Consider the following 25,912-nt stretch of genomic DNA (forward strand, 5'->3'; position numbering starts at 1 on the left):
TTGAGCGATGAGTGTGTGGGATGTGTACAACCTGGGGAGAAGTCAAGTCTTGATTTTCTCGGGCGCGTTCCCTATTTTCCGGGGGCATCCACCCCTGTCACCCCGCACGGACACCTCCAACACACAGCAAAACGCCCCCTACCCGAGGGTAGAAGGCGTTCTGCGAAGGTGTTGCGGACTACTTGGCCGCGACAACCTGAAGGGTGATGACGGCCACGACGTCGTCGTGCAGACGCACGGTCGCCTCGTGGATGCCCGTCGACTTGATCGGCGCGGTGATGGTCACCTTGCGCTTGTCGATCGAACCGATGCCAGCAGCCTCAACAGCAGTGGCAACGTGGTCGGTCTTGACCGAACCGAACAGGCGTCCGGTAGCGCCGGCCTTGACAGCCAGGCGAACCTTCGCGCCCTCGATCGCGTCCTTGAGAGCCACAGCCTCGTCGCGGTCGTGGATCGCACGAGCCTTGCGGGCAGCCTGAATCGACTCGACCTGCTTGGCACCACCGCGGGTCCACGCCGTGGCGTAGCCCTGCGGGATGAGGTAGTTGCGGGCGTACCCGTTCTTGACCTCGATAACGTCACCGGCACTTCCGAGCCCGGCAACCTCGTTCGTGAGAATCAGCTTTGCCATGTCGTTACCCCTTACCGGCCTGCGCCAGCGTAGGGCAGGAGCGCCATTTCGCGTGCGTTCTTGATCGCGGTGGCGATCAGACGCTGCTCCTGCACCGAAACACCGGTGATACGACGGGCGCGGATCTTGCCGCGCTCCGAGACGAACTTGCGAAGGGTTGCGACGTCCTTGTAGTCAATGACGCCAACCCGGATCGACTTCGCGGGAGCGGTGGGCTTGCCACCCTTCCGCGGCTTGCGGCGGTCGCCGCTCGACTTTCCAGCCATGGTTTTTCCTTTGATGAGCGGATGCCGGTCACTTCAACGAGCGAAGCGTCCGGATCCAGAAGTTGTTTAGAACGGGGTGTCGTCGCCGAAGCTGCCCGGAGTGCTCCACGCATCCGCACTTGTCGACGAGCCGGGGGTAGACCACGGCTCTGACGACGCCTGCTGTTGCTGCGCGGGACGCACCTGTCCACCGCCGCCACCGGCACCGCCGGAAGCCGCGCCAGAACCGCCAGAAGCCGCACGGGTAACCTGCGCTGTCGCGTACCGAAGCGAGGGGCCGATCTCGTCGACCTCCAGCTCGATCGACGTGCGCTGGTTGCCTTCGCGGTCCTGGTAGGAGCGCTGACGCAGGCGCCCCTGCGCGACAACACGCATGCCCTTGGTCAGAGAACCCGCCACATGCTCAGCGAACTCGCGCCAGACGGACGCACGGAGGAACAGCGCGTCGCCGTCCTTCCACTCGTTCGCGGCACGGTCGAAGCTGCGCGGGGTAGATGCGATGGTGAAGTTCGCCACCGGCAGCCCGTTCTGCGTGTAACGCAGCTCGGGGTCGGCCGTGAGGTTTCCCACAACGGTAATGACGGTTTCGCCGGCCATGAGTCTTAGGCCTTCGCTGCCTTGGCGGCCTTGCGAGCAGCCTTCTCTTCGGAGCGCTTAGCTTCGAAAGCAACCATCGCCTGAGCTTCTTCTGAACGAAGAACCTTAGTGCGCATGATCTGCTCGTTCAGGCCCAGCTGACGGTCGAGCTCCTGTGTGGTCTCGCTCGTTGCTGTGAAGTTGACGACGGCGTAGATGCCCTCGGTCTTCTTCTGGATCTCGTATGCAAGACGGCGCTTGCCCCAGATGTCGACCTTGTCCACAGTGCCACCATCGTTGGTGATGACCTTGAGGAACTTGTCGAGCGTAGGGGCTACCTGGCGCTCGTCGATCTCGGGGGTCAGAATGACCATGAGTTCGTACTGGTGCGTCACTTACCCACCTCCTTCGGACTAGAACGGCTTCCGGGAATTTCCCGAGAGCAGGAGGGTGTGTGCACGTGTCCGCCGCAGACCGCCGAATGCGGGCCGATAGACAGACAACCTGAACAGTCTAACGGAATCGCGGGCGTGTCGCGAACACGGTCGATAGCGTGGACGGTATGGAGTGGATCTCGGACGTCTCTGTCGGCGACTGGCTGCGCGAGCGGCTCAATAAGGATCTGGCCGAGAACAACACGATGCACAGTGTTGTTCCGAGCGGGTTTGAGGCCTATGCGCGCGTCTTCCACCCCGCGCAGGTGCGCTCACTGCCGGATCGTGCCGTTCCGACGATGGACGAGTGGAACCGGATGCCGGATGCCGAGCACGCCCGCCTCAGCGAACTGTTCGTCGATACGCCAGCCAGTTGGGCCGAGACCGCCGACGCCTTCGGCACCACCATGCACGCGCTCGCCCAGTGGCAGCGTCTGGTGAAGACCCCGCCGGACGGCGATTGGCGCACGCGCATCGCTCCGGATGGCCGCGAGTTCACGTCGCCCTTCGAGGGAGAGATTCCACCGACTCTGCTCGCCGCCATCGCGCGGCACCTCATCGTGCACACGTCGACCCCGGATGCCGGTTTCGCTGCGATCTGGGAAGGATGGGGCGGGTTCGTCGGACACTTCGGTGAGACCTCAAGTCGCGCCTTCCTCGAGTTCACGGACGACCCGGCACATGCGCAGGTTCTGCAGCAGAGCTTCCACGACCGCTTCAACAACCCGTTCCGCAAGGCGAAGTGGCAGCCTGGCATCGTCTCGGACGAGATCTCACAGGGCCAGCGGCTTTCCCTCCCCAGCCGCGATCACGTGCTCTTCTCCGCCGCCCCGGCCGTGTTCGCCGACCCGGACTGGGTGCTCGGTGTGCCGTGGCGCGACCGTCCGGCTGAGGAGCACGGCTTCGCGCCGGAGGCGCAGCATCCCAGCATCCTGTGGCCGGCTGACCGCGCCTGGGTGATGGTGAGCGAGATCGACTACGACTCCACGATCGTCGCCGGCTCGGCGGCGCTGATTCAAGCGCTCTGCGCGGATGCTGCGCTTGAGGCGCTGCCGATCCCCGAGGGCGCGAGCCTGCACTGGGACGCCGACACGATCAACCGCTGACCACGAGAAACAGTTTCCTGCATGAGACAGGTGTTCCTACGACGTTTCTCATGCGGGAAACTGTTTCTCGCGAGCTCAACCCCGGGCGCGGCCCGCGGCGGCCTCAGCGCGCGATGGGCGGGGTGGAGTTCCAGGCCGCACGATCTGCGGCCGTAGGCGCTTCGGGGATGCGGCCCCGGCCGTCGGGCTCCGGGATCGCGGCGAGCAGTGACCGGGTGTACGGATGCTGCGGGTCGGCCCACAGTTCCGCGGTGTTACCCGACTCCAGCACCTGCCCTGCGTACATCACGAGCGTCCGATCGGCGATGCGCCGGACCACCGCGAGATCGTGCGAGATGAACAGCATCCCGGCGCCGACCTCGGCGACGAGATCGCGCATGAGCGCGGCGACGCTCGTCTGCGTCGACGCATCCAGAGCCGAGATCGGCTCGTCCGCGATGAGCAGCTTGGGCCGAGCGGCCAATGCGCGGGCGATCGCGATGCGCTGCTTCTGCCCGCCCGAGAACTGGTGCGGGAAACGGCTCGTCCACGCGGGGTTCAGCCCGACGCGCTCCAGCCATTCCTCCACGCGCGAACCCTCATCGCCGCGGGCGACAGCGGTCTGGATGCCGTCCTGGATCTGTTCGCCGATGCGCCGCCGCGGGTTCAACGACGTCGACGGATCCTGGAACACCATCTGGATGCCGGTGAGCGCGAGCGAGCGACGCCGCAGCCCCATCGTGGTCACGGGCATCCCGTTGAACAGCACCGAACCGCCAGCAGTCTTCTCGATTCCCGCTGCCGCGCGGGCCAGCGAGGACTTGCCGCTTCCCGATTCGCCGACGAGAGCGACCGTCTCCCCCACCGCGACCTGAACCGAGACGGCATCAACCGCGACGACCGGCGGGTTTCCGGGGTAACGGACGACGATGTCCTGCGCATCCAGCACCAGTGCGTCACTCATCGCCTGCTCCTTCGATCCCATCTTCGGAGGCGATCCGCGAGCCGGGAAGCGCCGCCAGGAGCGTCCGCGTGTACTCGTGCTGCGGGTCGGCAAACAGGGTCGCCCGATCCGCGCGCTCCACGATCCGACCGTCCTTCATCACCGCGACATCGTCCGCGATCGCGCTCATAACGCCAAGGTCGTGCGTGACCAGCAGGACGGCAAGATCGCGTTCGACAGCGAGATCGCGCAGCAGCTGCAGGATGCCGGCCTGAACGGTGACATCAAGCGCCGTGGTCGGCTCATCCGCGAGCAGCACATCCGGATCGCAGGCCAGAGCACATGCGATCGCGATGCGCTGCCGCTGACCTCCGGAGAACTGATGCGGGTAGCGCCCCAGCGACTCGGCCGCGCGCGGCACCTGCACCCGCTCGAGCATCTCGACAGCGCGAGCCTCGGCCGCCTTGCCCTTGAGCCCCAGGTGCACGCGCATGTGGTCGGTGAGCTGCTTGCCGACGGTGAGCTGCGGATGCAGTGACGCCGAGGGGTCCTGGAACACCATCGCGATGCGATTGCCGCGAACGCGGTTCAGCGCGCGGCGGGGCATCCCGAGCAGTTCTTCATCACCGAGGCGGATCGAACCCGTCGTCGTCGCTTTGGGCGGCAGCAGGCCGAGCACGGCGAGTGAGGTGAGGGTCTTGCCCGAACCGGACTCGCCGGCCAGACCCTGCACGCGACCGCGTTCCAGGTCGAGCGAGATGCCATGTACGAGGGGTCGGCCGATTGAGATGTGCAGATCACGGATGCTGAGGGCGGTCGAGGTCATGCGCTCGCTCCCTTCACGGATGCCGGCGCCGCAGATGTCACGAGCTCGGCCTGGTTCTCATGAGTGATCTCAGCGGTGGGATCCAGCACGTCGCGCATGGCGTCGCCCAGGAAGTTGAAAGCGACCACGACGGTCAGGATCGCAAGACCGGGGAACACGCCCAGCCACCAGGCGTCGAAGTTCTGCATGGCGGCGGAGATCATCGATCCCCACTCGGCCGTCGGCGGTTGGGCCCCCAGACCGAGGAACGACAGGCCGGACAGCAGCAGGATGGCGGTTCCGATGTCAAGCGTGGCCAGCACCAGCACGGGGCCGGCGATGTTCGGCAGGATGTCGACGAACAGGCTCCGTGCCGGAGAGTGCCCGAGCAGGCGCCCCGCGATCACGTAGTTCTGCCGCCGCAGGCTCAGCACCAGGCTGCGCGTGACACGGGCGTACTGCGGCCACGAGACGATGACCGCAGCGATCACCGCATTGAACAGCGAGGGTCCGAGGGATGCGGCGACCACCATCGCGAGGATGACCGTGGGGAAGGCCATGAACAGATCGGTGATGCGCATCAGGGTCTCATCGAGCCACCCACCGAAGTAGCCGGCGAGCGCTCCGATGACCGTGCCGATGAGGAGGGCGGCGACCACGAGGGTGAGCGCGAGCGGAATCGTCACGGTCGCACCAGTCATGAGCCGGGAGAAGATGTCGCGGCCGTTGCCGTCGGTGCCCATCAGGGTGTCGACCCCGGGCGCCTGCAGGCGCGGCAGCACCTGGGCGTTCGGGCCGAATGGCACCCACCACTGCGCGGTGAAGGCGATGATCACCCAGGCGAGGGCGATGACCGAGCCGATGATGCCCAGGGGCGTGCGCCAGGCCCGCGGCCAGCGGAAGCGGATCTTCCACCGCGATGCCACGCGGCGGTCGTCGAATGCACTCATGCGATCCTCACTCTCGGATCCAGCACGCCGTACAGCAGGTCGACGATCAGGTTGATGACGAGGTAGATGACACCGACCACCAGGCCGACACCCATGATGCCGGTGAGGTCGAGGTTGGCGGCCGCGTTGTAGGCGTAGGTACCCAGGCCCGGCCAGGCGAACACCGATTCGACGAGCACGGTGCCACTCAGCAGCGCACCGAAGGCGACACCCACGACAGTCATGATCGGCAGTGCGGCTCCGCGCAGCACGTAGTCGAGCACGACACGAGTGCCGGAGAGACCCTTCGCCCGGGCGGCGCGCACGTAGTCGCTGTCGAGGACCTCGAGCACTGAGGTGCGCACGAACCGGGTCAGCAGTCCGATGGTCACGAGCGAGAGCACCATCACCGGAAGGGCGAGGTGAGCGGCTGCGTCGAAGAAGCCGACGCTGTCGCCGTTGAGCAGATAGTCGATCGTGTAGAAGCCGGTGATGCGCGGCGGCGGCGTGATCGACGGCGAGACGCGTCCGGATCCCGGTGCGATCCCCAACTCGAGGAAGAAGAAGTAGTAGCTCACCAGCGCGAGCCAGAACGTCGGAACGCTCAGTCCCACCAGGGTGACCACGCGCACGACCTGGTCGGTAACGAGCCCGCGCCGGTACGCGGCGAGGGTGCCGAGCACGATGCTGACCGCGAGGCTGACGACGATCGCGCAGACGGCAATTTCGATCGTCGCCGGAACGGCTGTTGCGAGATCTGCCGTCACCGCGCGCCCGGTCACGAGGGATGTGCCGAGGTCGCCCTGCAGCAGGTTCGCCATATAGATGAAGTACTGCACGATGAGCGGCTGATCGAGACCGTGCGCCTTGATGAACGCCGCCCGCGTCTCGGGGTTCTGCGCTGCACCCTCACCGAGCGCGGCCGACACCGGGTCGCCGGGTACGAGGTTGGTCAGCAGGAACGTCACGATCGTGACGCCGATCAGCAGCAGCACCGAAGTGCCGAGTCTGCGCAGCAGGTACCCGACCAGCGGAGAGCGGGTCGGGCGCCTGCGCGCGATGGTGGCAGTACTCATCGAGTCATTCAGCCGGCGGGTGCGATCTCGGCGATGTCAATCTCCCACACCGAGTTGTACACGGCGCCGGTGACGTCACCGGCGGTCGCGATGTTGCGACCGGGCACGATCAGCGGCACGAACGGGCCTTCGGCCTGCATGGCCTCGGCGAACTCCGTGAAGGCGGCGGTGCGCTCGTCGGCGTCGGTCGCACTGGCCGCCTCAGCGGCAAGGGCGGCGATCTCGGGGTTCGCCTCGGCGGCCCAGCCGGAGCGCAGGCCCACCTTCAGTCCCGGACCGAAAGGCAGGAAGTTTGCCGAGTCGGCGTAGTCCGGGCCCCAGAACCACAGGCCGAAGCCCTCGGTTCCGTTGACGTAGGCGTCGAGCTCGGTCGCGAACGGTGCGGGAGCGAGTTCGACGTTGATGCCGGCGTCCTTCAACTGGGCCTGCACGCGCTCGGCGAGAGGCGTGAATTCGACACCACCGACGGGGTAGTCGTTCGGGAACTGCAGCTTCAGGGTCTGCCCGGTGTATCCGGCCTCGGCGAGCGCCGCCTGGGTGCGGTCGAGATCCTGCTCGACACCGGCATCCAGTGCACCCTCGAACCCGGGCGGGATGACGCCGGTGGCCTGCACGGAACCGGCCCCGGCGAGCTCCAGCAGCGCGTCGTAATCGAGGGCGTAACGGATCGCCTCGGCGATCTTGACGTTCGCGAGCTCGCCCGCGTTGTCGGCCGACTGGTTCAGCAGCAGGAAGATCGACTGACCCGAGGGGACTGCGTCGACGTTCAGGTCATCGCCGAGCGTGGCGACCTGGTCGCCGTTGAGGTCCATGGCGACCATCGTGTCGCCGCCCTTGAGGTTGGCGAGCTGCGTGGCGCTCTCGCTGACGTTGCGGATCACAACGCGGTCGTAGGCGCTGTCTTCCTTGCCGTCGTACTCGTCGTTGCCGGTCAGCACGATCTGCGACGCGAGGTCGAGCGTGTCGAGCACGAACGGTCCGGATCCGGCCGAGGTGCCATCCAGGAATGCCTGGGCGGTGTCGGTGCCGTCTGTGGTGCCGCCGTTCTCGATCACGACGTCGGCGTTGACGATGCCGAGAGCAGGGTTCGCGAGGATCGCCGGCAGCTGCAGCAGCGGGGTCTCGGTGGTGAAACGGATCGTCTTGTCGTCGACCTCTTCGATCGTGACGCCGTTCAGGAGGAAGTTCGGCTTGGCTTCGACCATGCCCTGGATCCGCTGCAGGGTGAACACGACGTCCTTCGCTTCAACCGGCGTTCCGTCGGAGAAGCTGCGCTCGCCCTCAAGCGTGAAGGTGAACTCTGTCGCGTCGTCGTTCTGCTCCCAGGAGGCAAGGCCCGGGATCGGTGTCGACACGTCAGATCCCTCGAAGTCGACCAGCGTCTCGTAGAGCGCCTTCGCCAACATGTTGCCGGTCGGGTCGTAGCTGTGGCCGGGGTCGGCGGTCTCGACCGAGAACGCGGTGTCGATCACGAGTGAGGCGGCAGAGCTGTTGCCCCCACCATTCGCGGAGTTTCCGCCAGAGCATCCGGTGACGGCCAAAAGCGCGACTGCACCGATGGCGATCAGGGACTTGCGAGACAACGAGGACATAGACCCTCCTAGGGAAGGGAGTGTTTGGGAAAGGTCGGACGGCTGTGGACGACCGAGTTCAGATTGTCATGATGCGTGACGAAATGTCCAATGAGACCAGACCTTGTGAAACAAATTGTTCTAGGATCCGAGGATGGCAGACACTACGTCCAATATTCGGCCCACCGATTCGGCATCCACTGGACGAAGTGCGTCGCCTGCGCTCGACGACGTCGGCTACCGCATCCTCGCGGCTCTCCGCGAGAACGGTCGAATCTCGATGGCGGCGCTGGCCGAACGCGTCGGAGTCTCGCGTGCCAACGCCTATTCGCGAGTGGAAGCACTCATGGGCAGCGGAGTCATCACCGGTTTTTCAGCATCCGTCGACCCGGCGAAAGTCGGCCTCTCCATCGGCGCACACGTCTTCGTCACCGTGCATCCGCAATCCTGGCCGGCATTCCGCGAGCGGGTGCTCGAAATGCCTGAGGTCGAATATTGTGCCGTCACCACAGGCGAACACGACGCGATGCTGATGATCCGTGCGACCGACGTCGGTGGGGTGCATGACTTCTCCACCGCGGTGATCGCGCAGCTGCCCGAGGTACGCACCGTCGTCAGCGTGGTGATCCTGGACGAGGTGGTGCGGCGGACATTCATCCTGCCCACCGACATCCCCCAGCGCGAACCAGCAGGGACGATGGGGATGACGCGATGGACACCGGCTCCCGGAGCCCGGGAACCGCTGCCGCCGCGGTAGGCGTCAGGCCGCGGTAGGCGTCAGGCCGCGGGAACCTCGACGCAGATGCTGAGCTGCGGCTTATCGAACATCTCGTAGTGCTCGACCAGGCGCAGCCCGTTTTCGTCCTGCTCGATGTCGCTGTCACCCGATCCGGTGACAACGGAGCCGTCCGCGACCAGCACGTGAACGAAGTTGATGCTGATGACGTTCCCGGTGCGCGTGCCGACGAACTGGCCGAAGGTGACGGTGTCACCGATGTAGTCACCCCAGACGACGCCATCCTTCTCGAAGTAGCGGAATGTGCTCGGCGCGTCGTGGTTCACGACCGACGTCGTCGAGGAGGTCATCTTGAAGGTACGTCCGTCCAGTGACGGGAGAAGTGTCTGCGTGCTCACCCCTTGATTATGGCAACACCACGCGCAGTCGCTGACCATCAGGCTCCTGCGGTTACCGTGGACGGGTGACCATGCCCGCCTCCAGCTCCCAGCCGATCGCGTTCGACGCCCGACCGCTCACCGATCCGGTCGCCCCAGGCGCCGTGAGGGCGTTCGTGTCTGCGATGCGCGCGCGGCGCTCGTCGTCGATGACCGGGACCAAGGTCCTGATGATCATCATCTTCTCCGTCATCGGCATCGTCTTCCTCGCGATCCTGCTTCCGATGACGTCGTTGCTTCTCGCGGGGCTCAGCAACGGCGGGCCGCCCTTCATCCTGCTGCCTGTCGTAATCATCGCGTTCCTTGCGATCGGACTCGGTCTTCTGATCTGGTCGACCAACCGCAGCGCTCGAATCGCTCGATACCGCCTCAGCCAGTTCGCTGCCGCGAACAACATGACCTACGAGGATCGGATCAATGATCCGCAGCTGCCGGGAATGATCTTCAACATCGGTCGCTCCCGTCATTCTGACCGCCTGGTGCGCGGGCATTCGCCGCGCTTCGTCGAGTTCGGCAATTACCAGTACACGACCGGGTCAGGGAAGCACTCCACCACGCACTCGTGGGGGTACGTCGCGGTGAAGCTGGATGTGCCGCTGCCCAATATCGTGTTGGATGCCCTCGGCAACAACGGGTTCGGCACCAACCTTCCGGCATCGTTCCAGAAGGAGCAGCGCCTCTCGCTCGAGGGCGACTTCGACCGGTACTTCACGCTCTACTGCCCCGAGGGTTATGAGGCGGATGCCCTCTACCTCTTCACCCCGGACATCATGGCGCGTTTCGTCGACAACGCGGCGCAGCTCGATGTCGAGATCGTCGATGACTGGCTGTTCCTGTACACCAAGCGTGCGGCGTCCACACTGGATCCGGCAACCTGGGCATGGTTGTTCGGCGCCGTCGGCGCGCTCATCACCAAATTCGACCAGTGGGCCCGGTGGCGCGACGAGCGACTGGCCGCCGCGCACAGCGATGCCCCCGCGCAGAGCACTGCTCCCGCGCAGGCGCCGATCGCGGGAACGCATGCGCTTCCCTTTGCGGCACCGGCCGGGATGCTGACCCCGCCGCCCGGCGTCGCGCACAGCGGTCGGCGCCTCAAGCGCAGCGGCCGCTGGATTCCGATCGTCGCCGTGGTGTGCTTCGGGATCGTCTGGTTCTGGATGCAGTTCGCGCGCTGAGCACCGGCACGAGCAGGTATCAGGGTGGGCGCTGTCTGGGGAACTGCGCCCACCCCATCCCCCCTTGGGATACAGAAGAAGACGAACTCCCTCCTTGTGGACGGCTGAGCCGTCCGACGCCACTTGTCAGCTGGGGACTGAACGATCGCGGCGTATGAGTCAGACGGTATACCAAACGAGGTTGCAGGAGGTTGCAGGGAGGTTGCAGGCCGTCAAACCCCTAGCAGCGCGGTCATCCGCCACGCGCGTCTGACCGGTGCGTTCAGTCGCGCAATCCGAAGTACGCCAGCTCCGCGTCATTCAGCATCCGCGACCGGATCAGAAACCGCATCCCGGTCGGTCCCTCGACGCTGAATCCCGCACCACGGCCGGGTACGACATCGATGGTCAGGTGGGTGTACTTCCAGTACTCGAACTGCGATTCGGACATGTACACCTCGATGGGCGCATCCAGTCCGGCGTCGATGTCGCCCAGCAGCACATCACTCGGCCCGGTGATGAACATGCCCACCGGATAACACATCGGGCTTGAGCCGTCACAGCATCCGCCGGACTGATGGAACATGAGCGGACCATGCTGCGCGGTGAGTTCGCGCAGCAGCGATGCCGCGGCATCCGTCACCGCCACCCGATGGTAGGTCCCGATGCTCACCATGTCGATCTCCTTCGGTGGTTCTCGGGTGGGCGCCAGCGGCGACGCCCACCCGAGGTCGTGGTCCCTGAGCCTGTCGAAGGGTCAGAAGAAGCCCATCGGCCCCTCGGCGTACGACACGAGGAGGTTCTTCGTCTGCTGGTAGTGGTCGAGCATCTTCAGGTGGTTCTCCCGCCCGATGCCGGACTGCTTGTATCCGCCGAACGCGGCGTGCGCCGGGTACTGGTGATACGTGTTCGTCCATACGCGCCCGGCCTGAATGGCACGGCCCGCGCGGTAGGCGGTGTCTCCACTGCGCGTCCACACGCCGGAACCGAGTCCGTACAGAGTGTCGTTGGCGATGTCGATCCCGTTGTCGTAGTCGTCGAAGCTCGTCACGGCGAGTACCGGGCCGAAGATCTCCTCCTGGAAGATACGCATGCTGTTCGTGCCTTCGAACACGGTCGGCGCGACGTAGTAACCGTCGGTGAGGTCGCCGCCGAGGTCAACGCGCTCTCCGCCGGTGAGCAGCTTCGCGCCCTCCTGCTTACCGATGTCGATGTAGCTGAGGATCTTCTCCAGCTGGTCGTTGGATGCCTGTGCGCCGATCATCGTGTTCTTGTCGAGCGGGTTGCCCTGGATGATCTTTCCCACTCTGGCCAGGCCGTCGCCCAGGAATCCGTCGTAGATCGAGCGCTGGATGAGGGCTCGTGACGGGCAGGTGCAGACCTCGCCCTGGTTCAGCGCGAACATCGCGAAGCCCTCGAGTGCCTTGTCATAGAAAGAGTCGTTGGTCGAGCGCGCGACGTCTTCGAAGAACAGGTTGGGGGATTTTCCGCCGAGCTCGAGCGTGACCGGAATGAGGTTCTGCGAGGCGTACTGCATGATCAGCCTGCCGGTCGTCGTCTCACCGGTGAAGGCGATCTTGCGGATCTTCTTGTGCTGCGCGAGCGGAGCACCCGCCTCAATGCCGAAGCCGTTGACGATGTTGATGACGCCGGCCGGCAGCAGATCGCCGATGATCTCGAACAGATACAGGATGGATGCCGGAGTCTGCTCGGCCGGCTTCAACACGATGCAGTTACCTGCGGCGAGCGCGGGGGCGAGCTTCCACACCGCCATCAGGATCGGGAAGTTCCACGGGATGATCTGGCCGACCACACCCAGTGGCTCCTGGAAGTGGTACGCGACGGTGTTCTCGTCGAGCTGGCTGAGCGAGCCCTCCTGTGCACGCAGCACGCCGGCGAAGTAGCGGAAGTGGTCGATGGCGAGCGGGATGTCGGCTGCGAGAGTCTCGCGCACCGGCTTTCCGTTGTCCCAGGTCTCTGCGACCGCGATCTCTTCCAGGTGCTGTTCCATACGGTCGGCGATTCGGTTCAGGACAAGGCTGCGCTCGGCCGGGCTGGTCTTACCCCAGGAGGAGAACGCCTTCCATGCCGTGTCGACGGCGCGGTCGATGTCTTCGACGGTGCCGCGGGCGACCTCGGTGAACGGCTTGCCGTTGACGGGGCTCACGTTCTCGAAGTACTGCCCCTTGATGGGTTCGACGAACTCGCCGCCGATGTAGTGGCCGTAGCGCGGGCGATAGTTTGCGATGGCACCGGCTGAACCTGGTGCAGCGTAAGCGGTGGACACGGTCTCTTCGACGATCGTCATCTGCGTCTCCTTCGACGGGCCGCAGCATCTGGACTGCGCGGCGTTGGGTCGAAGGTAAACCCCGCAACGTTGCGCCAGGATGCGGCACGTTGCATCCGCTTGCGCTCAGCCGCGCTCCAGCTTCTCGATTCGACTCACCAGGCCTGCACGCCGCGGCGAGCGCGCCGGCAGCATCTCCAGACACAGGCGCAGCACCTCTTCGTCTTCGGCGCCCTCGGGGATCTCGATGTAGGCGAGCAGCACGTCGATGCTGGCCTCGGTGAGCATGACTTCACGCAGCGCCGCGCGCACGGATTCGCGGAACTCCTCCACCGCGGGCGCCGCGGAATCCGGAAGCACCGGCCCGCGGTATGCCGTCAGCGCTACCCGGTGCGCGCCGCGATCGAGCAGTGAGAGAACGTTACGAGCATCGGTCTCGAGCGGAACGGTCAGTCGATAGGGCCGGGATTCGGGTACGAGTTCCGGGGCGATGCGCTGCAGCACTTTTCGCAGGCGGACGAGCTCGGGCCGAAGCGTGTCGACGGATGCCCCGGGGCCGTAGATGAGTTCGGCGAGGCGGTCGGCAGAAAGCCCCTGCCGGTAGTTCGCAAGCGTGAGCAGAATCTCGGCATGGCGTGCGCTCAGGTCGATCATCGTCTCGGCGTCATTGCTGGCGACCTCCAGCCGCGCGCGGTCACGCCCGAGCACCTGCAGCACGATGCGGGTCGGCGCCGATGCACGTCTCTGTTTGCGGCGAGGGGTGGCCGGGGCGCTGCTTCGCGACCGCAGTCGTGCCACGAGAAGCTCGGATTCCACGGCCCGGGCGGTGGCATCCACCAGCAAGCGCGCCTGCGGCGTGACCACCTCGGGTCCGCCCGTGACGTCGATGACCCCGAGGATCCGCTTCGTCTCCGGGTCGAACACCGGCGCCGCCGTGCACGACCAGGGATGCACCAGACGGTTGTAGTGCTCCGCCTCGTGGATCTGCACCGATTCGCCCAGGGCGATCGCTGTTCCGGGAGCGGACGTTCCCACCGTATCTTCGGCCCAGTTCGCCCCCGCGACCAGTCCCGCTTCCCCGGCGAGCAACCGCTTCTGCAGGTCGCCCTCCACCCACAGCAGACGTCCGGCATGATCGCCGACAGCGACCATCACGCCGGATTCTTCCGGATCTCCCGGAAGGAGCAGTCCGCGGATCATGTCCATGACGCTCGCGAGCGGATGCTGCTGACGAAACAGCTGCAGCTCTTCTGCCGACAGCGCCAGCGGCGGCAGATCCTCGGCTCCGATGCGCCGCTTCCAGGATCTCTCCCAGGAGTCGCGCACCAGCGGGCGGATGTGTTCCAGGCGACGGTCGTCGAGATTGCCGGCGACAAGTTCTTCGTGCGCACGCTCGATGATCAACCGTGATGCCTCCGGGGAGTTATCACGTGATGTTGACCACGGCGATGGCACTATGTCTCCGATCGTCGATGACCGAGTGTGGTCCCAGTGTACGAGCACGGCGAGCCCCTGTCTGCCCATCCGTGCCGATCGACCGATGGTCGGCAGTCACCCCCGCTTCAAAAGCCGGCACTCAGCCGCGCGCGGCCCACCATTCGCGCAGGCGCTGCTCGGCGGCATCCGCACCGATCACGCCCTCATCGAGGCGCACCTCGAGCAGGAACTTGTACGCCTCGCCGACCTCACGGCCCGGCGTGATGCCCAGGATCTGTTGGATCTGATTGCCATCGAGCTCTGGCCTGATGGAGTCGATCTCCTCCTGCTCGCGCAGGTCCGCGATGCGCTTTTCGATGTCATCGTATGCACCGGCCAGCCGCGCGACCTTGCGACGATTACGAGTGGTGACGTCGGCACGAGTGAGAATGTGCAGACGCTCCAGCACAGAGCCGGCATCGCGCACATAGCGGCGCACGGCGGCATCGGTCCACGCGCCCTCGGCGTAGCCGAAGAATCGCAGATGCAACTCGATCAGAGCGGTGACGGCATCCGTCGTCTCTCCGTCGAAGCGCAGTGCCTGCAGGCGCTTGCGCGCCATCCGCGAGCCCACGACATCGTGGTGATGGAAGCTGACGGCTCCCCCGGGCTCGAGCTTGCGCGTGCGCGGCTTACCGATGTCGTGCAGCAGGGCAGCGATCCGCAGTGGCACATCGGGTTCGGCATCGGGATGCCGCACATGCTCCAACTCGATCGCCTGCTGCAGCACCGTCAGCGAGTGCTCATAGACGTCCTTGTGGTGATGGTGCTCATCGACCTCAAGCTGCAGCGCGGTGACCTCGGGCAGGAACTCGTCGATCAGCGACGTCTCCACCAGAACACGGATGCCCCGGACCGGGTCGTCGGTCTGCATGAGCCGTACGAGCTCGCTCTGGATGCGCTCGGGGCTGACGATCTTCAGCGTCTGGCGCAGTCGCACGATCGCGTCGCGCGTCGCCTCTTCGATGTCAAAACCGAGCTGTGCGCTGAAGCGGGCGGCACGCAGCATCCGAAGCGGATCGTCACCGAAACTCACATTCGGGTCGGTGGGGGTGCGGAGGATTCCGGTGACGAGATCCTCGACGCCGCCGGTCGGGTCGACGAGCTTCACCGCCGGCACCTGCAGGGCCATCGCGTTCACGGTGAAGTCGCGGCGCACCAGGTCGCCGTCGATCGCCGTGCCGAACTCGACGGTGGGCTTTCTCGTCACCCCGTCGTAGCTGTCGGCGCGGTACGTCGTGATCTCCACCTGCTCGCCCTGCACACGGGCGCCGATGGTTCCGAATGCGCGACCAATGTCCCAGTGCGCGGTTGCGATTGGCTTGACGAGCTCGAGAATCTCATCCGGCGAGGCGTTCGTCGTGAAGTCGAGGTCGTGGGTCACTCGGCCCAGCAGCGCGTCACGCACCGGCCCCCCGACCACAGCGAGCTCGAAGCCCGCGGCCTGGAACGTTGTGGCGAGCGCCGAAACGACGGGTCCTTCTGCAAGGTCGCGCAGGCGCGCGAGCCCCTCGGCCATATTGAGCATGGGTTCCAGCGTACCGGGGGAGCTCTTGCCCCCGTCGTCAGCCCGGCGCGTGTGCACGCTGGGGCAGATTTTTATAAGTATTTATAAGTTTCGGTACGGTTCGTATTGTATAGAACCCAAACTTAATGCATAGTTGGTTGTTGCGAGGCTTCTGATCCGTGCCGTTCCGGCCGGATCTGCCCTCCTGTGCTGTTTCGAGCGACCCGAATCGCTGGAAACAAACCGCGTGATTGACGCGCTATTTGGCGTGCCTGCGGTTAGCAGTGCCCTGCTTCGCCGTGTCCCCCCGCACGGCGAAGCAGGTTCACATCACAACACAACAGAACCGGAGAGATTCGTGGCGATGTTCCGTCGGGAACGATCGGAGGCACCCGCTGAGGGAGCGCACTATGCGCGATCCTCAGGACTGGATGCTCCGCCGTCGTACCCCGACACAGCTGCCGTCAACCCCGACGGCGCGCCCACGACACGTGACCTGATCTGGAAGTCGCTGCTCACCGGCGACGCGCAGAACGCGCAGACAGCCCACACTTCTCCGGCACACACCTCGGCCTCGGTTCCGCGCTCCCCCGCCGTGGAACCGAGGTCGGCGAACCAGCACCTCTCCGCGCATCAGACCGGTACCCCCGCACCGGAGCCGACATCTCGACGCGCTCGTCGTCGCGCCGAGTCGGTGGCGTCTCTCGATGCCCGAGCCGTATCCGAGCCCGTTGCCCCAGCCGTCGTTGCGCCGGCAGCCGTTGCACCCGCCGTCGTTGCACCGATTGTTCACCCGGCCCCCACCACCCCCGGGGCCCCCGCCGTTTCCGAACCGCCGACTGTCGCACCCGCACCCGCACCCGCACCCGCACCCGCACCCGCACCCGCACCCGCACCCGAGGCTGAGCCCGAGACTCCGCGCGAGCTCGCCATAGCGCTGGCCGAACGCCTCGGCCTCGCATATGTCGACCTGACCGAGTTCACTGTCGAGCCGACCGTCGTCGACCTGATCCCCGATCAGATGTGCCGCCGCCAGATCGTGCTGCCCATCTCGCGGGTCGGTGAACGACTCGTCGTCGCCGTGGCCGATCCCGAGAATGTCGTCGTGCTGGATGACGTCGCAGCCGTTGTTCGAATGCCGGTGGTTCCCGTCGTCGCCGAGCGCGACGCGATTCTCGCGGCCATCGACCGCTACCACCGCGTCGACTCCGAGCTGGAAGAGCTCACCTCCGCGTTCGAAGGCGAAGCCGCCGGTGAAACGGAGAAGTGGACACAGGACGTCGCCGATGCCGCGGCCGACGACGAAGCCCCCATCATCCGCTTCGTCAACCTCATCATCAGCCAGGCGATCATGGACCGCGCTTCGGATATCCACATCGAACCCGGTCGCGAAGAGCTGCGCGTTCGCTACCGCATCGACGGTGTGCTCACCGAAGTGCAGCGTGTGCCGCGCTCGATGATCCCCGGCGTCATCAGCCGCATCAAGGTCATGTCCGACCTCGACATCGGTGAGCGTCGCAAGCCGCAGGACGGTCGCATCTCGATCACGCACGGTGGTCGAACTGTCGACCTCCGCGTCGCGACGCTGCCGACGGTGTGGGGCGAGAAGATCGTCGCACGTGTGCTCGACTCACCGGTCGCCAGCCTCAAGCTCTCCGACCTCGGCATGCTCGATCGCAACATGGACATCTACCGCAAGAGCTTCTCCAAGCCCTACGGAATGATGCTCGTCACAGGTCCGACGGGTTCCGGAAAATCGACCACGCTCTACACAACACTCGCGACCATCGCCAAGCCCACGGTGAACGTGATCACCGTCGAGGATCCGGTCGAGTATCGGATGCCCGGGATCAATCAGGTGCAGGTCAACAATCGTGCCGGCCTCACGTTCGCCTCGGCGCTGCGCTCGATCCTGCGATCCGACCCCGATGTGATCCTCCTCGGTGAGATCCGTGACGAGGAGACGGCGAAGATCGCGATCGAGTCGTCCCTGACCGGTCACCTCGTGCTCTCGACCCTGCACACCAACGACGCTCCGAGCTCGGTGACCCGTCTCATCGAGATGGGCGTCGAGCCGTTCCTCGTCGGTTCCGCCCTCGACTCGGTGGTCGCGCAGCGACTCGCTCGCCGTCTCTGCGAGCGCTGCAAGATCGAATCCGAAGCGACCGAGATGGAGCTTCGCGTTCTCAACGTGCCCATCGACCCGATGCAGGGTGCGCCGACGGTCTATCGGCCCAATGGATGCTCGCAGTGCTCGAACACCGGATATCGCGGTCGTATCGCCCTGCACGAGGTCATGGCCGTCGATGAGGAGATCGAGCGGATGGCGGTCGCCAACGCTCCCACCGCAGAAATCGCCGAGTACGCCGAGGCGAACGGCATGGTCCGGCTCCGGATGGATGGCTGGGCAAAGGTGCTACTCGGCCACACCGCCATCGAGGAAATTCTCCGAGTCACCGTGTGATCGCCTTCCCGGCGTAGATAAGCACACAGTTCCACATACGAAAGGCAGCACTAGTGGCGAACGACAATGAGTTCGCGTCTGATTTGGGCGGCTCCCGATTCGACGCACTGCTGGGCGGGTCCGAGGTCGACTCCGAGCTGCGCTCGTTCCTCAACGGCGTCCCCGGTGTGACGCTGCCCGCTATGACGCCGCCGGTGCAGCCCATTCAGGTGCAGCCCGAGCCCGTGCAGCCCGCGCCCGTGCAGCCCTTGCAGCGCACTCAGCCCCAGCCCGTTCAGCAGCAGCCCGTTTACTCGCAGCCGGTTCAGCCCCAACAGGTTCAGCAGCGCGCGTTCGACCCGGCACCGATGTACGCCGACGATGCTCCGATCCGGCGTCGCTCTCAGCCTGCGCCTGCCGCGGCCGCAGCGCCCGCAGCATTCATTCCTCAGGACCTCACCGTTGCGCTGCCGACGATGCCGCCGATGCAGCAGCCGCAGCGCGCGCCCGAGCCGGCGGCCGTCACCCAGATTCTCGACACGTCGATGTCTGATTTCAGCACCCCTTCCGCTTTCGCCGCCCCGGCGCACTTCCCGACCGCACACGACGCGTCGCTTCCGGATTTCACCGAGCAGACGATGTCGAAGCCGCCGATTGCCAGCCGTTTCGACGAGATCGAAGCGGTGCTGATCGGGCAGAACCCGGAGGTCGATCCGGAGTTCGTGGCATCCGTCGCCGCTGTTCTCGACCTGGGCGCTTCTGACCTTCACCTCGTCGCCGAGTCCACCCCGGTCGTGCGCATCGACGGGCAGCTGAAGTCGGTTGCCGAGACGTCGATCTGGGACCGCGACCGCATCGCGCGTGTGATCGACGGCTTCGTTCCCGCCGAGCAGATGCGCGTCTTCAAGAAGGAACTCGAACTCGACCTCGCCTACTCCGTCGGTGACATCGCGCGTTTTCGCGTCAACATCTTCCAGGACCAGCGGGGTTTGGGCGCGGCGCTTCGAATCATCCCGACCGAGATCAAGTCCGTGACGAAGCTCGGTCTTCCGCGCGAACTCGTCGAACTGGCCAACCTGCCCCGTGGCCTGGTCCTCGTGTGCGGACCGACCGGTTCTGGAAAGTCCACGACGCTCGCCGCGATCATCGACAAGGCGAACTCCAGCCGCGCCTCGCACATCATCACGGTCGAGGACCCGATCGAGTTCATGCACAACCACAAGCGCGGGATCATCAATCAGCGCGAGGTCGGCGCTGATACCCACAGCTTCTCCGACGCTCTCAAGCACGCGCTGCGTCAGGACCCTGACATCATCCTGGTCGGTGAGATGCGCGACCTCGAGACCATCTCGACGGCCCTCACCGCAGCCGAGACCGGTCACCTCGTGTTCGCCACACTGCACACGCAGGATGCCGGACAGACCATCGACCGCATCATCGACGTCTATCCGGCGCACCAGCAGGCGCAGGTGCGCACCCAGCTCGCCGCGACCCTGCGCGCTGTCATCGTGCAAACCCTGATCCCCCGAGCCAGTGGCAAGGGCCGCGCCGTAGCCACCGAAGTGATGTTCGTGAACCCTGCGATCCAGGCGCTGATCCGCGCGGGGAAGACGCACCAGCTGCGCACCGCGCTGCAGGCCGGAACCGATATCGGCATGCACACCCTCGATCAGGACCTCGCGCGTCTCGTGCTCGCCGGCGACATCGAGTACGGCGTCGCTGTTGAGATCGCGCAGGATGTCGCCGAGTTCGAACAGCTCGTGCGCAACCGTGGCATCAGCCGGGCAGCGAACGTCGACATGACACCTGAGGGCACCCGCCAGTCGGTGGGCGGCCGGAGCGGAGCGAACTGAAAATGGCTGCTACCAAAACCCAGCAGTGGACCTACAAAGGCATCGACGCCGGCGGCAAAACCGTCAAGGGTGTTCTGGATGCCCCCTCCGAGGGCCAGGCGATCCAGCAGCTCAAGGCGCAGAGCATCATTCCCGACAAGCTCGTGGCCAAGGGCGGCGGCACCGGCCTGCAGCGTGAGATCAACATTCCGGGCCTGGAGCGCAACCCCTCGCTCAAGGACCTCGCCGTCCTCACCCGGCAGATGGCCACGATGGTCAACGCCGGTGTCTCGATTCTTCGTGCATTGTCGATCGTCACCGATCAGGTGGAGAACCCCAAGCTCAAGCGCACCCTCGTCGAGGTCACCACTGACGTCGAGGGCGGCTCTGCCCTGTCCGTGTCGCTCGAGAAGTTCCCGCTGATCATCCCGCCGATCATGGTGCACCTGATCCGCGCCGGTGAAGCGGGCGGATTCCTCGATCGCTCACTGCTGATGGTCGCTGACAACTTCGAGGCCGAGACCAAACTGCGCGGCAAAGTGAAGTCGGCCATGACCTACCCGGTCGTGGTGCTCATCGTCGCCCTGGTTGCGGTCGCCGCGATGCTGATCTTCATCGTGCCGGTGTTCGAGAGCATGTTCGCCGACCTCGGCAGCGCCCTCCCCGGCCCGACCCAGGTACTCGTCGACCTATCGGAGGCGATGCCCATCGTCGCGCCGATCCTCATCGTGTCGATCATCGCGTTCAGCATCTGGTGGGGCCGCAGCAAGAACACCGAGGCCGTGCGCCGTGTGGTCGATCCGATCAAGTTGAAGCTTCCGGTCTTCGGCAAGCTCAACAAGCTGATCGCGCTGACCCGCTTCGCCCGCAACTTCTCCACGATGCTCACCTCGGGCGTGCCCATCCTTCAGTCGCTGTCGATCGTGGGCGCGACGTCTGACAACTACGTCATCAATGCGGCGCTCATCAGCGTGCAGGATGCCGTTCGCCAGGGTCGTCCGATCGCCGAGGCGATGGCCGAGGCCGAGGTCTTCCCCGACATGCTCGTGCAGATGGTCGGCATCGGTGAGGAGTCCGGCGAGATCGACACGATGCTCGCGAAGACGGGCGATTTCTATGACGACGAGGTCGAGACGATGAGCTCGCAGCTGACCGCCATGATCGAGCCGCTCATGATCGTGCTCATGGGTGGGCTGCTCGGCTTCATGATCGTCGCACTCTACATGCCGATGTTCATGATCTTCCAGGATATTCAGTCGCTATAGATCTCTCGAATTCAATTTGTTTCAGTAAAAGTGTGGCTATTTCACAATATGCGCCACACTTTGATTGATCGACCCAGAAAAATCTGATCTGACCTGGGATTTTTATGACACGCCCGGAATGACATTTGTTGCCTGAATGCGTGAAGAATTGCTAGCTTCAAGGCTGCCGACTAAACACACGTCGACAATCCCCCGAACTATTTCTTGAAAAGGAACACACATGAACAAGCGTGTTGCAGACGTCATGGCCAAGCGCCAGAACGGCGAAAAGGGCTTCACCCTGATCGAGCTCCTCGTCGTCGTCATCATCATCGGCATCCTGGCCGCTGTCGCCATCCCGGTTTTCCTGAACATGCGTCAGGGCGCATGGAAGGCATCGGTTGAGAGTGACATCACCAACGCTGCGCTGGCCGTCGAGCAGGCCGCCACCGCCAACAACGGGAGCCTCAACCTTGTGTCGCAGACCGGCGGCGCGGTTGGCGACTCGACCTTCACGCTCTCCGACGGCACCGATGAATTTGCCAAGGGCACGATCTCCGATGGCAACTACGTCACGATCACGATCAACGGCGACCAGAGCTACTCGATCGAGGGCAACAACGAGAACCTCGACGGCGCCCCGTACGTGTACACGAGCGAAACCGGCTCGGGCAACTGGGACGCGGGCACGCCCACCCCGTAATCCGCGCAAGCTGATTCACCGCGTTTTGTGCCTGCACGGTTCTCCGTGCAGGCACAAAACCGTCAGGCCCCCGAAACACCGAAGGAGCATGCTGATGCGCCCCCGCACATCACAGCGTGAAGAAGGATTCACCCTCATTGAGGTGATCATCGCCATCAGCCTGCTGATGACCGTCGCTGTCGCGGTCGGCGCCTTCACCATCCGCGGCCTGCACCTGTCCACCCAGCAACAGCGCACCCAGGCTGCCGTCTCCGTCGCCACCGAGCGCATGGACCAGGTGGTGCGTATGACGACATCCAGCGCGCAGCTCAGCAGCCTCGTCGCAGGACGCTCCGAAGCATCCGTCGCCGCCGCATGGAACGCCGCATCCGGCGTTCCCGGCATCGCCGAAACCTATCCCGCCTGGTCTGCCACAGCATCTCCCACCACAGCGATCGAGATCGAGCAGACGATCACCCGCAGCGGGTCGGACTACGACTCGGTCGTACTGATCGGCACCTGCTATCAGCTGCCCACCGGCGGCCTCTGCACTCCTCTGCCCGGCGCCGACCAAGACCCGGGCCCCACTTCTCCTCTTGCCGCAGACATGAGCCAGCTCATTCGCGCCGTCGTCGTCGTGACCTATGCCGGCAAGTGCGACGGCGGCGACACCTGCCGCTACACGACCACCGGGCTGTTCGACACGAAGGGCGACCTCACATGGCGAACCGACTGACCGCACCGCGCCGACTCGACCGGCGAGACGAGCAGGGCTATACGCTCATCGAGCTGATCGTCGCCATGGCCGTCTTCTCGGTGTTCCTGGCGGTGTTCCTCGCCGGAGTCGTCTCGGTGTCTCGAGCATCCACCCAGGCACGCGTCGACGCACAGACCTCGAGCTCTGTCGGTATCGCCATGCAGCGCATCGAGCGCTCGGTGCGCTATGCCGACTCCATCAATTACCCCGGCAGCAACGCTGGCGCCTCCTACGTGGAATGGCGTACCGATGCCGCATCGACGTCGACCGGCGTCGACACCTGCACGCAGCTGCGCTACACCGCAGGCGACGGCAAACTCGCGATGCGCAGCTGGGATGCTGCCAGCGCCCCGTCGACGGGCACCTGGAACGTTCTGGTCAGCGACATCCGCGGCGAATCCACCAACGTCTACCCATTCCGCACCATCGCCGCAGATGGCGGTACCACCACCCACTATCAGGGACTCACCGTTCACACGCTCGCCGGTCTTTCCGAAGCCGCCGGAACCGAGACCTCGGCGACCATCTACGCGAAGAACAGCACCGTCGACTCGACCTCCAACGCGATCGGCGCGGCAGGTCAGAGTATGACCCCCGTCTGCGCAGGAACGGACTACCGCTCATGATCCGACTGGCACAGATGATCATGGGCCCGGTGCGCAATCGCGCCACCCGCGAGTCAGGTTCCGCCCTACTCATGAGTGTGCTGTTCACCGTCTTCGCCGGCGGTGTGATGCTGGTTCTGCTAAGCGTGCTGCTCTCGCAGGCGCAGTCCGCTCAGGTCGCGCAGAAGAACACCCGCACCGGCTACGCTGCACAGTCCGGCATCCAATCGGCACTCTCGGTACTGCGCTCGAACACGAAGACCGTCGGTGTCGGTGCGTCGGCAATCACCTACGGCGACCCGACCAAGCTTCCCCAGAGCCTTACCGGCACAGTTGATGGCGACGGCGACGGCACGCTCAGCTACACCGTGGAACTGCAGTACTTCGAGCAAGACCCCACCGGGCAGAGCGATGCCTGGCTCGCCACCAATGCGATGCCCTTCCCGCTCACAGACGACCCTGGCGCACAGCCGAAGTTCGTGCGCATGGTCTCTGCGGGCGCCGACTCTGCGGTCGGCGGACTGGCAGAATCTGTCGGTGACCGCACCATCACCGCCCTCTACGGATTCACCACCACCAACGTGAACATCCCGGGCGGGCTCATCCACAGCACCGACACCGCCAGTTGCCTGAAAGCCGCAACGGCAACCGAGGGCAGCAGCGTTGCCATGGTTCCTGTCGCGGAATGCAATGACGACCAGGTCAACATGTGGGTGTACGACACCGACTATCGCCTGAAGCTTGCCAGCACGATCGGAGCGCCCACCGTGCTGTGCGTCACCGGCCAGGAGTGGGTGCCCACCCCCACCGGAACCAACAACAGCGCCGTGGATGCCACTCTGCGCTCGTGTGCGGCAACGAACGATGACGCCTATGGCAACCAGCTGTGGAGCTGGGACTTCCCCGGCTCCTGGGTCGGGCAGAACCGCGACAACGACGACCGCAGCCAACGCTGGCTCGGACTCAACGGCACGACTCTCGTGGAGAACACAACCAAAACCGGCGTCTTCAATCCGACGCCCAGCGTCGGTGCCGGCGGTGCCAGCCACGGCACCCACCAGATCGTGAACTTCAGCGAGTTCGGCCGCTGCATGGACGTCACGGATGCGGTGATCTCGAAAAACTTCATGATCGTGTACCCGTGCAAGCAGGACCCGACCGGAACCGGCGACAACATGCTGTGGAACCACAAGTGGTTCTACGACGAGCCGGTCGGCGCCGCAACGTCAGCGCCACAGTCACTGTCGGTCATCGCACCGGGCAACGTCACGTACTGCCTGACGGCGCGTCCGACCGGCTCCGGAAACACCGACGTCCACTTCACCACGTGCAATCAGCCCGATAACGTCGCATCGCTGTCGCACGCGCAGAAGTTCATCCGCAATGCTGACACCGGCTCCACGCTCACCAGCTACACGTTCCAACTCGCCGACAACCCTGCGCTCTGCCTGGCCGCGGTTCCCGAACCCGGCTACGCCTGGTCACACATCCGCCTACTCACCTGCAACGGCTCCTCCGCCCAGAAGTGGAACGCTCCGGCCATCACCTCGGGCTCGACCCTCGGCGGTTACAAGGAGATCGGATGACCGAGGCTTTGATTCCGGCGTGGTTTGCCGTCACCTTCGCCGCACTGTTCGGCGGGCTGATCGGCTCCTTCCTCAACGTCGTCGTGTGGCGTGTACCGCGCGGGGTCAGCATCGTGCGCCCCGGCAGCGCGTGCCCCGGGTGCGAGCATCCACTCGCCTGGTTCGACAACATCCCGGTGCTCTCTTACCTCATCCTCCGCGGACGTTGCCGCTACTGTTCGGCAGGAATCTCGGCACGCTATCCCGCTGTTGAAGTTGCCACGGCGGCAGCCTTCGCCGCCGTCATGTGGGGCGCGTACGCCGGATGCTATCCCTTCGCGGTGCTGCCGGTGCTGCTGTTCTGGGCCGCCACCGGGATCGCTCTGGCGTTGATCGATCTTGACCATCAGCTGCTCCCTAACGTCATCACCTATCCCTCGTATGTCGTCACTGCAGCGCTTCTCGTGCTGGCATCCGTTCTCACCGGCGACTATCCCCGCCTGATCACGGCCGTGATCGGTTTCGCGGCTCTCGGTGGCCTATATCTGCTGCTCGCCGTCGGATACCGCGGCGGAATGGGCGGCGGCGATGTGAAACTCGCTGGCGTCCTCGGGATGCTGCTGGGCTGGCTGGGTTGGCCGCAGCTCATCATCGGCGGCTTCAGCGCCTTTCTCATCGGCGGCGTCGTCGGTGTCACCCTCATGCTTGCCCGAAAAGCTGACCGGAAATCCGGTCTTCCCTTCGGGCCGTTCATGCTCGGCGGATCGTGGATCGGCATCTTCGCCGGCCCCGCGATAGCCGGGCTCTACCTCTCTCTGGTCGGTCTGTCATGACCCGCCAGGAATCATCGTCAACACACTACGGAGGACAC

Annotated in this window: 25 protein-coding genes; 11 read left to right on the forward strand and 14 right to left on the reverse strand. The window is 65.0% G+C overall.

All coding sequences use genetic code 11. The features are described 5' to 3' along the window. Positions 1 to 178: 178 nt before the first annotated feature. From rplI to rpsF, 4 genes are all read right to left on the reverse strand, one after another. Positions 179 to 631 carry a 50S ribosomal protein L9 gene (gene rplI, locus ACSU1L_RS08120; RefSeq protein ID WP_438253720.1) on the reverse strand — a complete coding sequence of 151 codons (453 nt, stop codon included), beginning with the start codon at positions 629 to 631 and terminating at the stop codon, positions 179 to 181. An 11-nt stretch (positions 632 to 642) separates the two neighbouring features. After that, on the reverse strand, positions 643 to 897 hold the full coding sequence (rpsR, locus tag ACSU1L_RS08125; RefSeq protein ID WP_017829850.1) for a 30S ribosomal protein S18: 255 nt from the start codon (positions 895 to 897) through the stop codon (positions 643 to 645). A 66-nt stretch (positions 898 to 963) separates the two neighbouring features. Next, positions 964 to 1,494 (reverse strand): single-stranded DNA-binding protein, encoded by a 531-nt coding sequence (ssb, locus tag ACSU1L_RS08130; RefSeq protein WP_438253719.1) that lies wholly within the window; start codon positions 1,492 to 1,494, stop codon positions 964 to 966. 5 nt (positions 1,495 to 1,499) lie between these two features. Beyond that, entirely contained in the window at positions 1,500 to 1,868 is a 369-nt protein-coding gene (rpsF, locus tag ACSU1L_RS08135) for a 30S ribosomal protein S6 (RefSeq protein WP_438253718.1), read from the reverse strand. 167 nt (positions 1,869 to 2,035) lie between these two features. On the opposite strand from rpsF, the gene ACSU1L_RS08140 reads away from it, so the two are divergent. Then, positions 2,036 to 3,013 (forward strand): hypothetical protein, encoded by a 978-nt coding sequence (locus ACSU1L_RS08140; RefSeq protein ID WP_439255381.1) that lies wholly within the window; start codon positions 2,036 to 2,038, stop codon positions 3,011 to 3,013. A gap of 103 nt (positions 3,014 to 3,116) precedes the next feature. On the opposite strand, the gene ACSU1L_RS08145 is transcribed toward ACSU1L_RS08140, so the two are convergent. From ACSU1L_RS08145 to ACSU1L_RS08165, 5 genes are read right to left on the reverse strand one after another with little or no spacing between them, the layout of a single operon-like run. After that, entirely contained in the window at positions 3,117 to 3,956 is an 840-nt protein-coding gene (locus ACSU1L_RS08145) for an ABC transporter ATP-binding protein (RefSeq protein ID WP_438252358.1), read from the reverse strand. Continuing rightward, on the reverse strand, positions 3,949 to 4,761 hold the full coding sequence (locus tag ACSU1L_RS08150) for an ABC transporter ATP-binding protein (RefSeq protein WP_439255382.1): 813 nt from the start codon (positions 4,759 to 4,761) through the stop codon (positions 3,949 to 3,951). The genes ACSU1L_RS08145 and ACSU1L_RS08150 overlap by 8 nt, the downstream gene beginning before the upstream one ends. Next, positions 4,758 to 5,690, reverse strand: coding sequence for an ABC transporter permease (locus ACSU1L_RS08155; protein WP_439255383.1), 933 nt, complete (start codon positions 5,688 to 5,690; stop codon positions 4,758 to 4,760). Before ACSU1L_RS08155 ends, ACSU1L_RS08150 begins: the two co-directional genes overlap by 4 nt. Further along, complete coding sequence (locus ACSU1L_RS08160) at positions 5,687 to 6,745, reverse strand: ABC transporter permease (protein ID WP_439255384.1); 1,059 nt, start codon at positions 6,743 to 6,745, stop codon at positions 5,687 to 5,689. Before ACSU1L_RS08160 ends, ACSU1L_RS08155 begins: the two co-directional genes overlap by 4 nt. A gap of 8 nt (positions 6,746 to 6,753) precedes the next feature. Beyond that, a complete protein-coding gene (locus ACSU1L_RS08165) occupies positions 6,754 to 8,337 on the reverse strand; it encodes an ABC transporter substrate-binding protein (RefSeq protein ID WP_439255385.1) in 1,584 nt (527 codons plus the stop codon). 133 nt (positions 8,338 to 8,470) lie between these two features. On the opposite strand from ACSU1L_RS08165, the gene ACSU1L_RS08170 reads away from it, so the two are divergent. After that, entirely contained in the window at positions 8,471 to 9,073 is a 603-nt protein-coding gene (locus ACSU1L_RS08170) for an Lrp/AsnC family transcriptional regulator (RefSeq protein WP_439255386.1), read from the forward strand. A 20-nt stretch (positions 9,074 to 9,093) separates the two neighbouring features. Here the strand turns inward: ACSU1L_RS08170 and ACSU1L_RS08175 are convergent, their stop codons facing one another. Then, positions 9,094 to 9,450 (reverse strand): hypothetical protein, encoded by a 357-nt coding sequence (locus ACSU1L_RS08175; RefSeq protein WP_438252366.1) that lies wholly within the window; start codon positions 9,448 to 9,450, stop codon positions 9,094 to 9,096. Between the two features lie 71 nt (positions 9,451 to 9,521). Between ACSU1L_RS08175 and ACSU1L_RS08180 the strand changes: the two genes are divergently transcribed. Beyond that, complete coding sequence (locus ACSU1L_RS08180) at positions 9,522 to 10,664, forward strand: hypothetical protein (protein ID WP_439255601.1); 1,143 nt, start codon at positions 9,522 to 9,524, stop codon at positions 10,662 to 10,664. A gap of 262 nt (positions 10,665 to 10,926) precedes the next feature. Here ACSU1L_RS08180 and ACSU1L_RS08185 read toward each other — a convergent pair whose 3' ends face one another. From ACSU1L_RS08185 to ACSU1L_RS08200, 4 genes are all read right to left on the reverse strand, one after another. Further along, positions 10,927 to 11,319: a DUF779 domain-containing protein gene (locus tag ACSU1L_RS08185; protein ID WP_438252367.1), complete on the reverse strand. Its 393-nt coding sequence runs from the start codon at positions 11,317 to 11,319 to the stop codon at positions 10,927 to 10,929. Positions 11,320 to 11,400: 81 nt separating this feature from the next. Beyond that, a complete protein-coding gene (exaC, locus tag ACSU1L_RS08190) occupies positions 11,401 to 12,951 on the reverse strand; it encodes an acetaldehyde dehydrogenase ExaC (RefSeq protein WP_439255387.1) in 1,551 nt (516 codons plus the stop codon). A gap of 105 nt (positions 12,952 to 13,056) precedes the next feature. After that, positions 13,057 to 14,334, reverse strand: coding sequence for a GAF domain-containing protein (locus tag ACSU1L_RS08195; protein WP_439255388.1), 1,278 nt, complete (start codon positions 14,332 to 14,334; stop codon positions 13,057 to 13,059). 172 nt (positions 14,335 to 14,506) lie between these two features. After that, positions 14,507 to 15,934 carry a CCA tRNA nucleotidyltransferase gene (locus tag ACSU1L_RS08200; protein ID WP_439255389.1) on the reverse strand — a complete coding sequence of 476 codons (1,428 nt, stop codon included), beginning with the start codon at positions 15,932 to 15,934 and terminating at the stop codon, positions 14,507 to 14,509. Positions 15,935 to 16,277: 343 nt separating this feature from the next. Here ACSU1L_RS08200 and ACSU1L_RS08205 point away from each other — a divergent pair, with 343 nt between their 5' ends. The 8 genes from ACSU1L_RS08205 (at position 16,278) to ACSU1L_RS08240 (ending at position 25,874) form a co-directional block, all read left to right on the forward strand. Next, positions 16,278 to 18,377, forward strand: coding sequence for a GspE/PulE family protein (locus tag ACSU1L_RS08205; RefSeq protein WP_439255602.1), 2,100 nt, complete (start codon positions 16,278 to 16,280; stop codon positions 18,375 to 18,377). A gap of 53 nt (positions 18,378 to 18,430) precedes the next feature. Continuing rightward, positions 18,431 to 20,209 carry a PilT/PilU family type 4a pilus ATPase gene (locus ACSU1L_RS08210; RefSeq protein ID WP_439255390.1) on the forward strand — a complete coding sequence of 593 codons (1,779 nt, stop codon included), beginning with the start codon at positions 18,431 to 18,433 and terminating at the stop codon, positions 20,207 to 20,209. Between the two features lie 2 nt (positions 20,210 to 20,211). Continuing rightward, a complete protein-coding gene (locus tag ACSU1L_RS08215; RefSeq protein ID WP_439255391.1) occupies positions 20,212 to 21,453 on the forward strand; it encodes a type II secretion system F family protein in 1,242 nt (413 codons plus the stop codon). A 220-nt stretch (positions 21,454 to 21,673) separates the two neighbouring features. Further along, positions 21,674 to 22,135, forward strand: coding sequence for a type IV pilin protein (locus tag ACSU1L_RS08220; RefSeq protein ID WP_438252374.1), 462 nt, complete (start codon positions 21,674 to 21,676; stop codon positions 22,133 to 22,135). A 94-nt stretch (positions 22,136 to 22,229) separates the two neighbouring features. Further along, on the forward strand, positions 22,230 to 22,850 hold the full coding sequence (locus ACSU1L_RS08225) for a type IV pilus modification PilV family protein (RefSeq protein WP_438252375.1): 621 nt from the start codon (positions 22,230 to 22,232) through the stop codon (positions 22,848 to 22,850). Next, the gene (locus ACSU1L_RS08230; RefSeq protein ID WP_438252376.1) at positions 22,835 to 23,497 is read left to right on the forward strand and encodes a PulJ/GspJ family protein; all 663 of its coding nucleotides are present in this window, start codon (positions 22,835 to 22,837) and stop codon (positions 23,495 to 23,497) included. The genes ACSU1L_RS08225 and ACSU1L_RS08230 overlap by 16 nt, the downstream gene beginning before the upstream one ends. After that, the gene (locus tag ACSU1L_RS08235) at positions 23,494 to 25,062 is read left to right on the forward strand and encodes a hypothetical protein (RefSeq protein ID WP_439255392.1); all 1,569 of its coding nucleotides are present in this window, start codon (positions 23,494 to 23,496) and stop codon (positions 25,060 to 25,062) included. Before ACSU1L_RS08230 ends, ACSU1L_RS08235 begins: the two co-directional genes overlap by 4 nt. Further along, positions 25,059 to 25,874, forward strand: coding sequence for a prepilin peptidase (locus tag ACSU1L_RS08240; protein WP_439255393.1), 816 nt, complete (start codon positions 25,059 to 25,061; stop codon positions 25,872 to 25,874). The genes ACSU1L_RS08235 and ACSU1L_RS08240 overlap by 4 nt, the downstream gene beginning before the upstream one ends. The last annotated feature ends 38 nt before the right edge of the window (positions 25,875 to 25,912 follow it).

This window comes from Microbacterium sp. A94 (assembly GCF_051842855.1).
GTDB lineage: Bacteria > Actinomycetota > Actinomycetes > Actinomycetales > Microbacteriaceae > Microbacterium.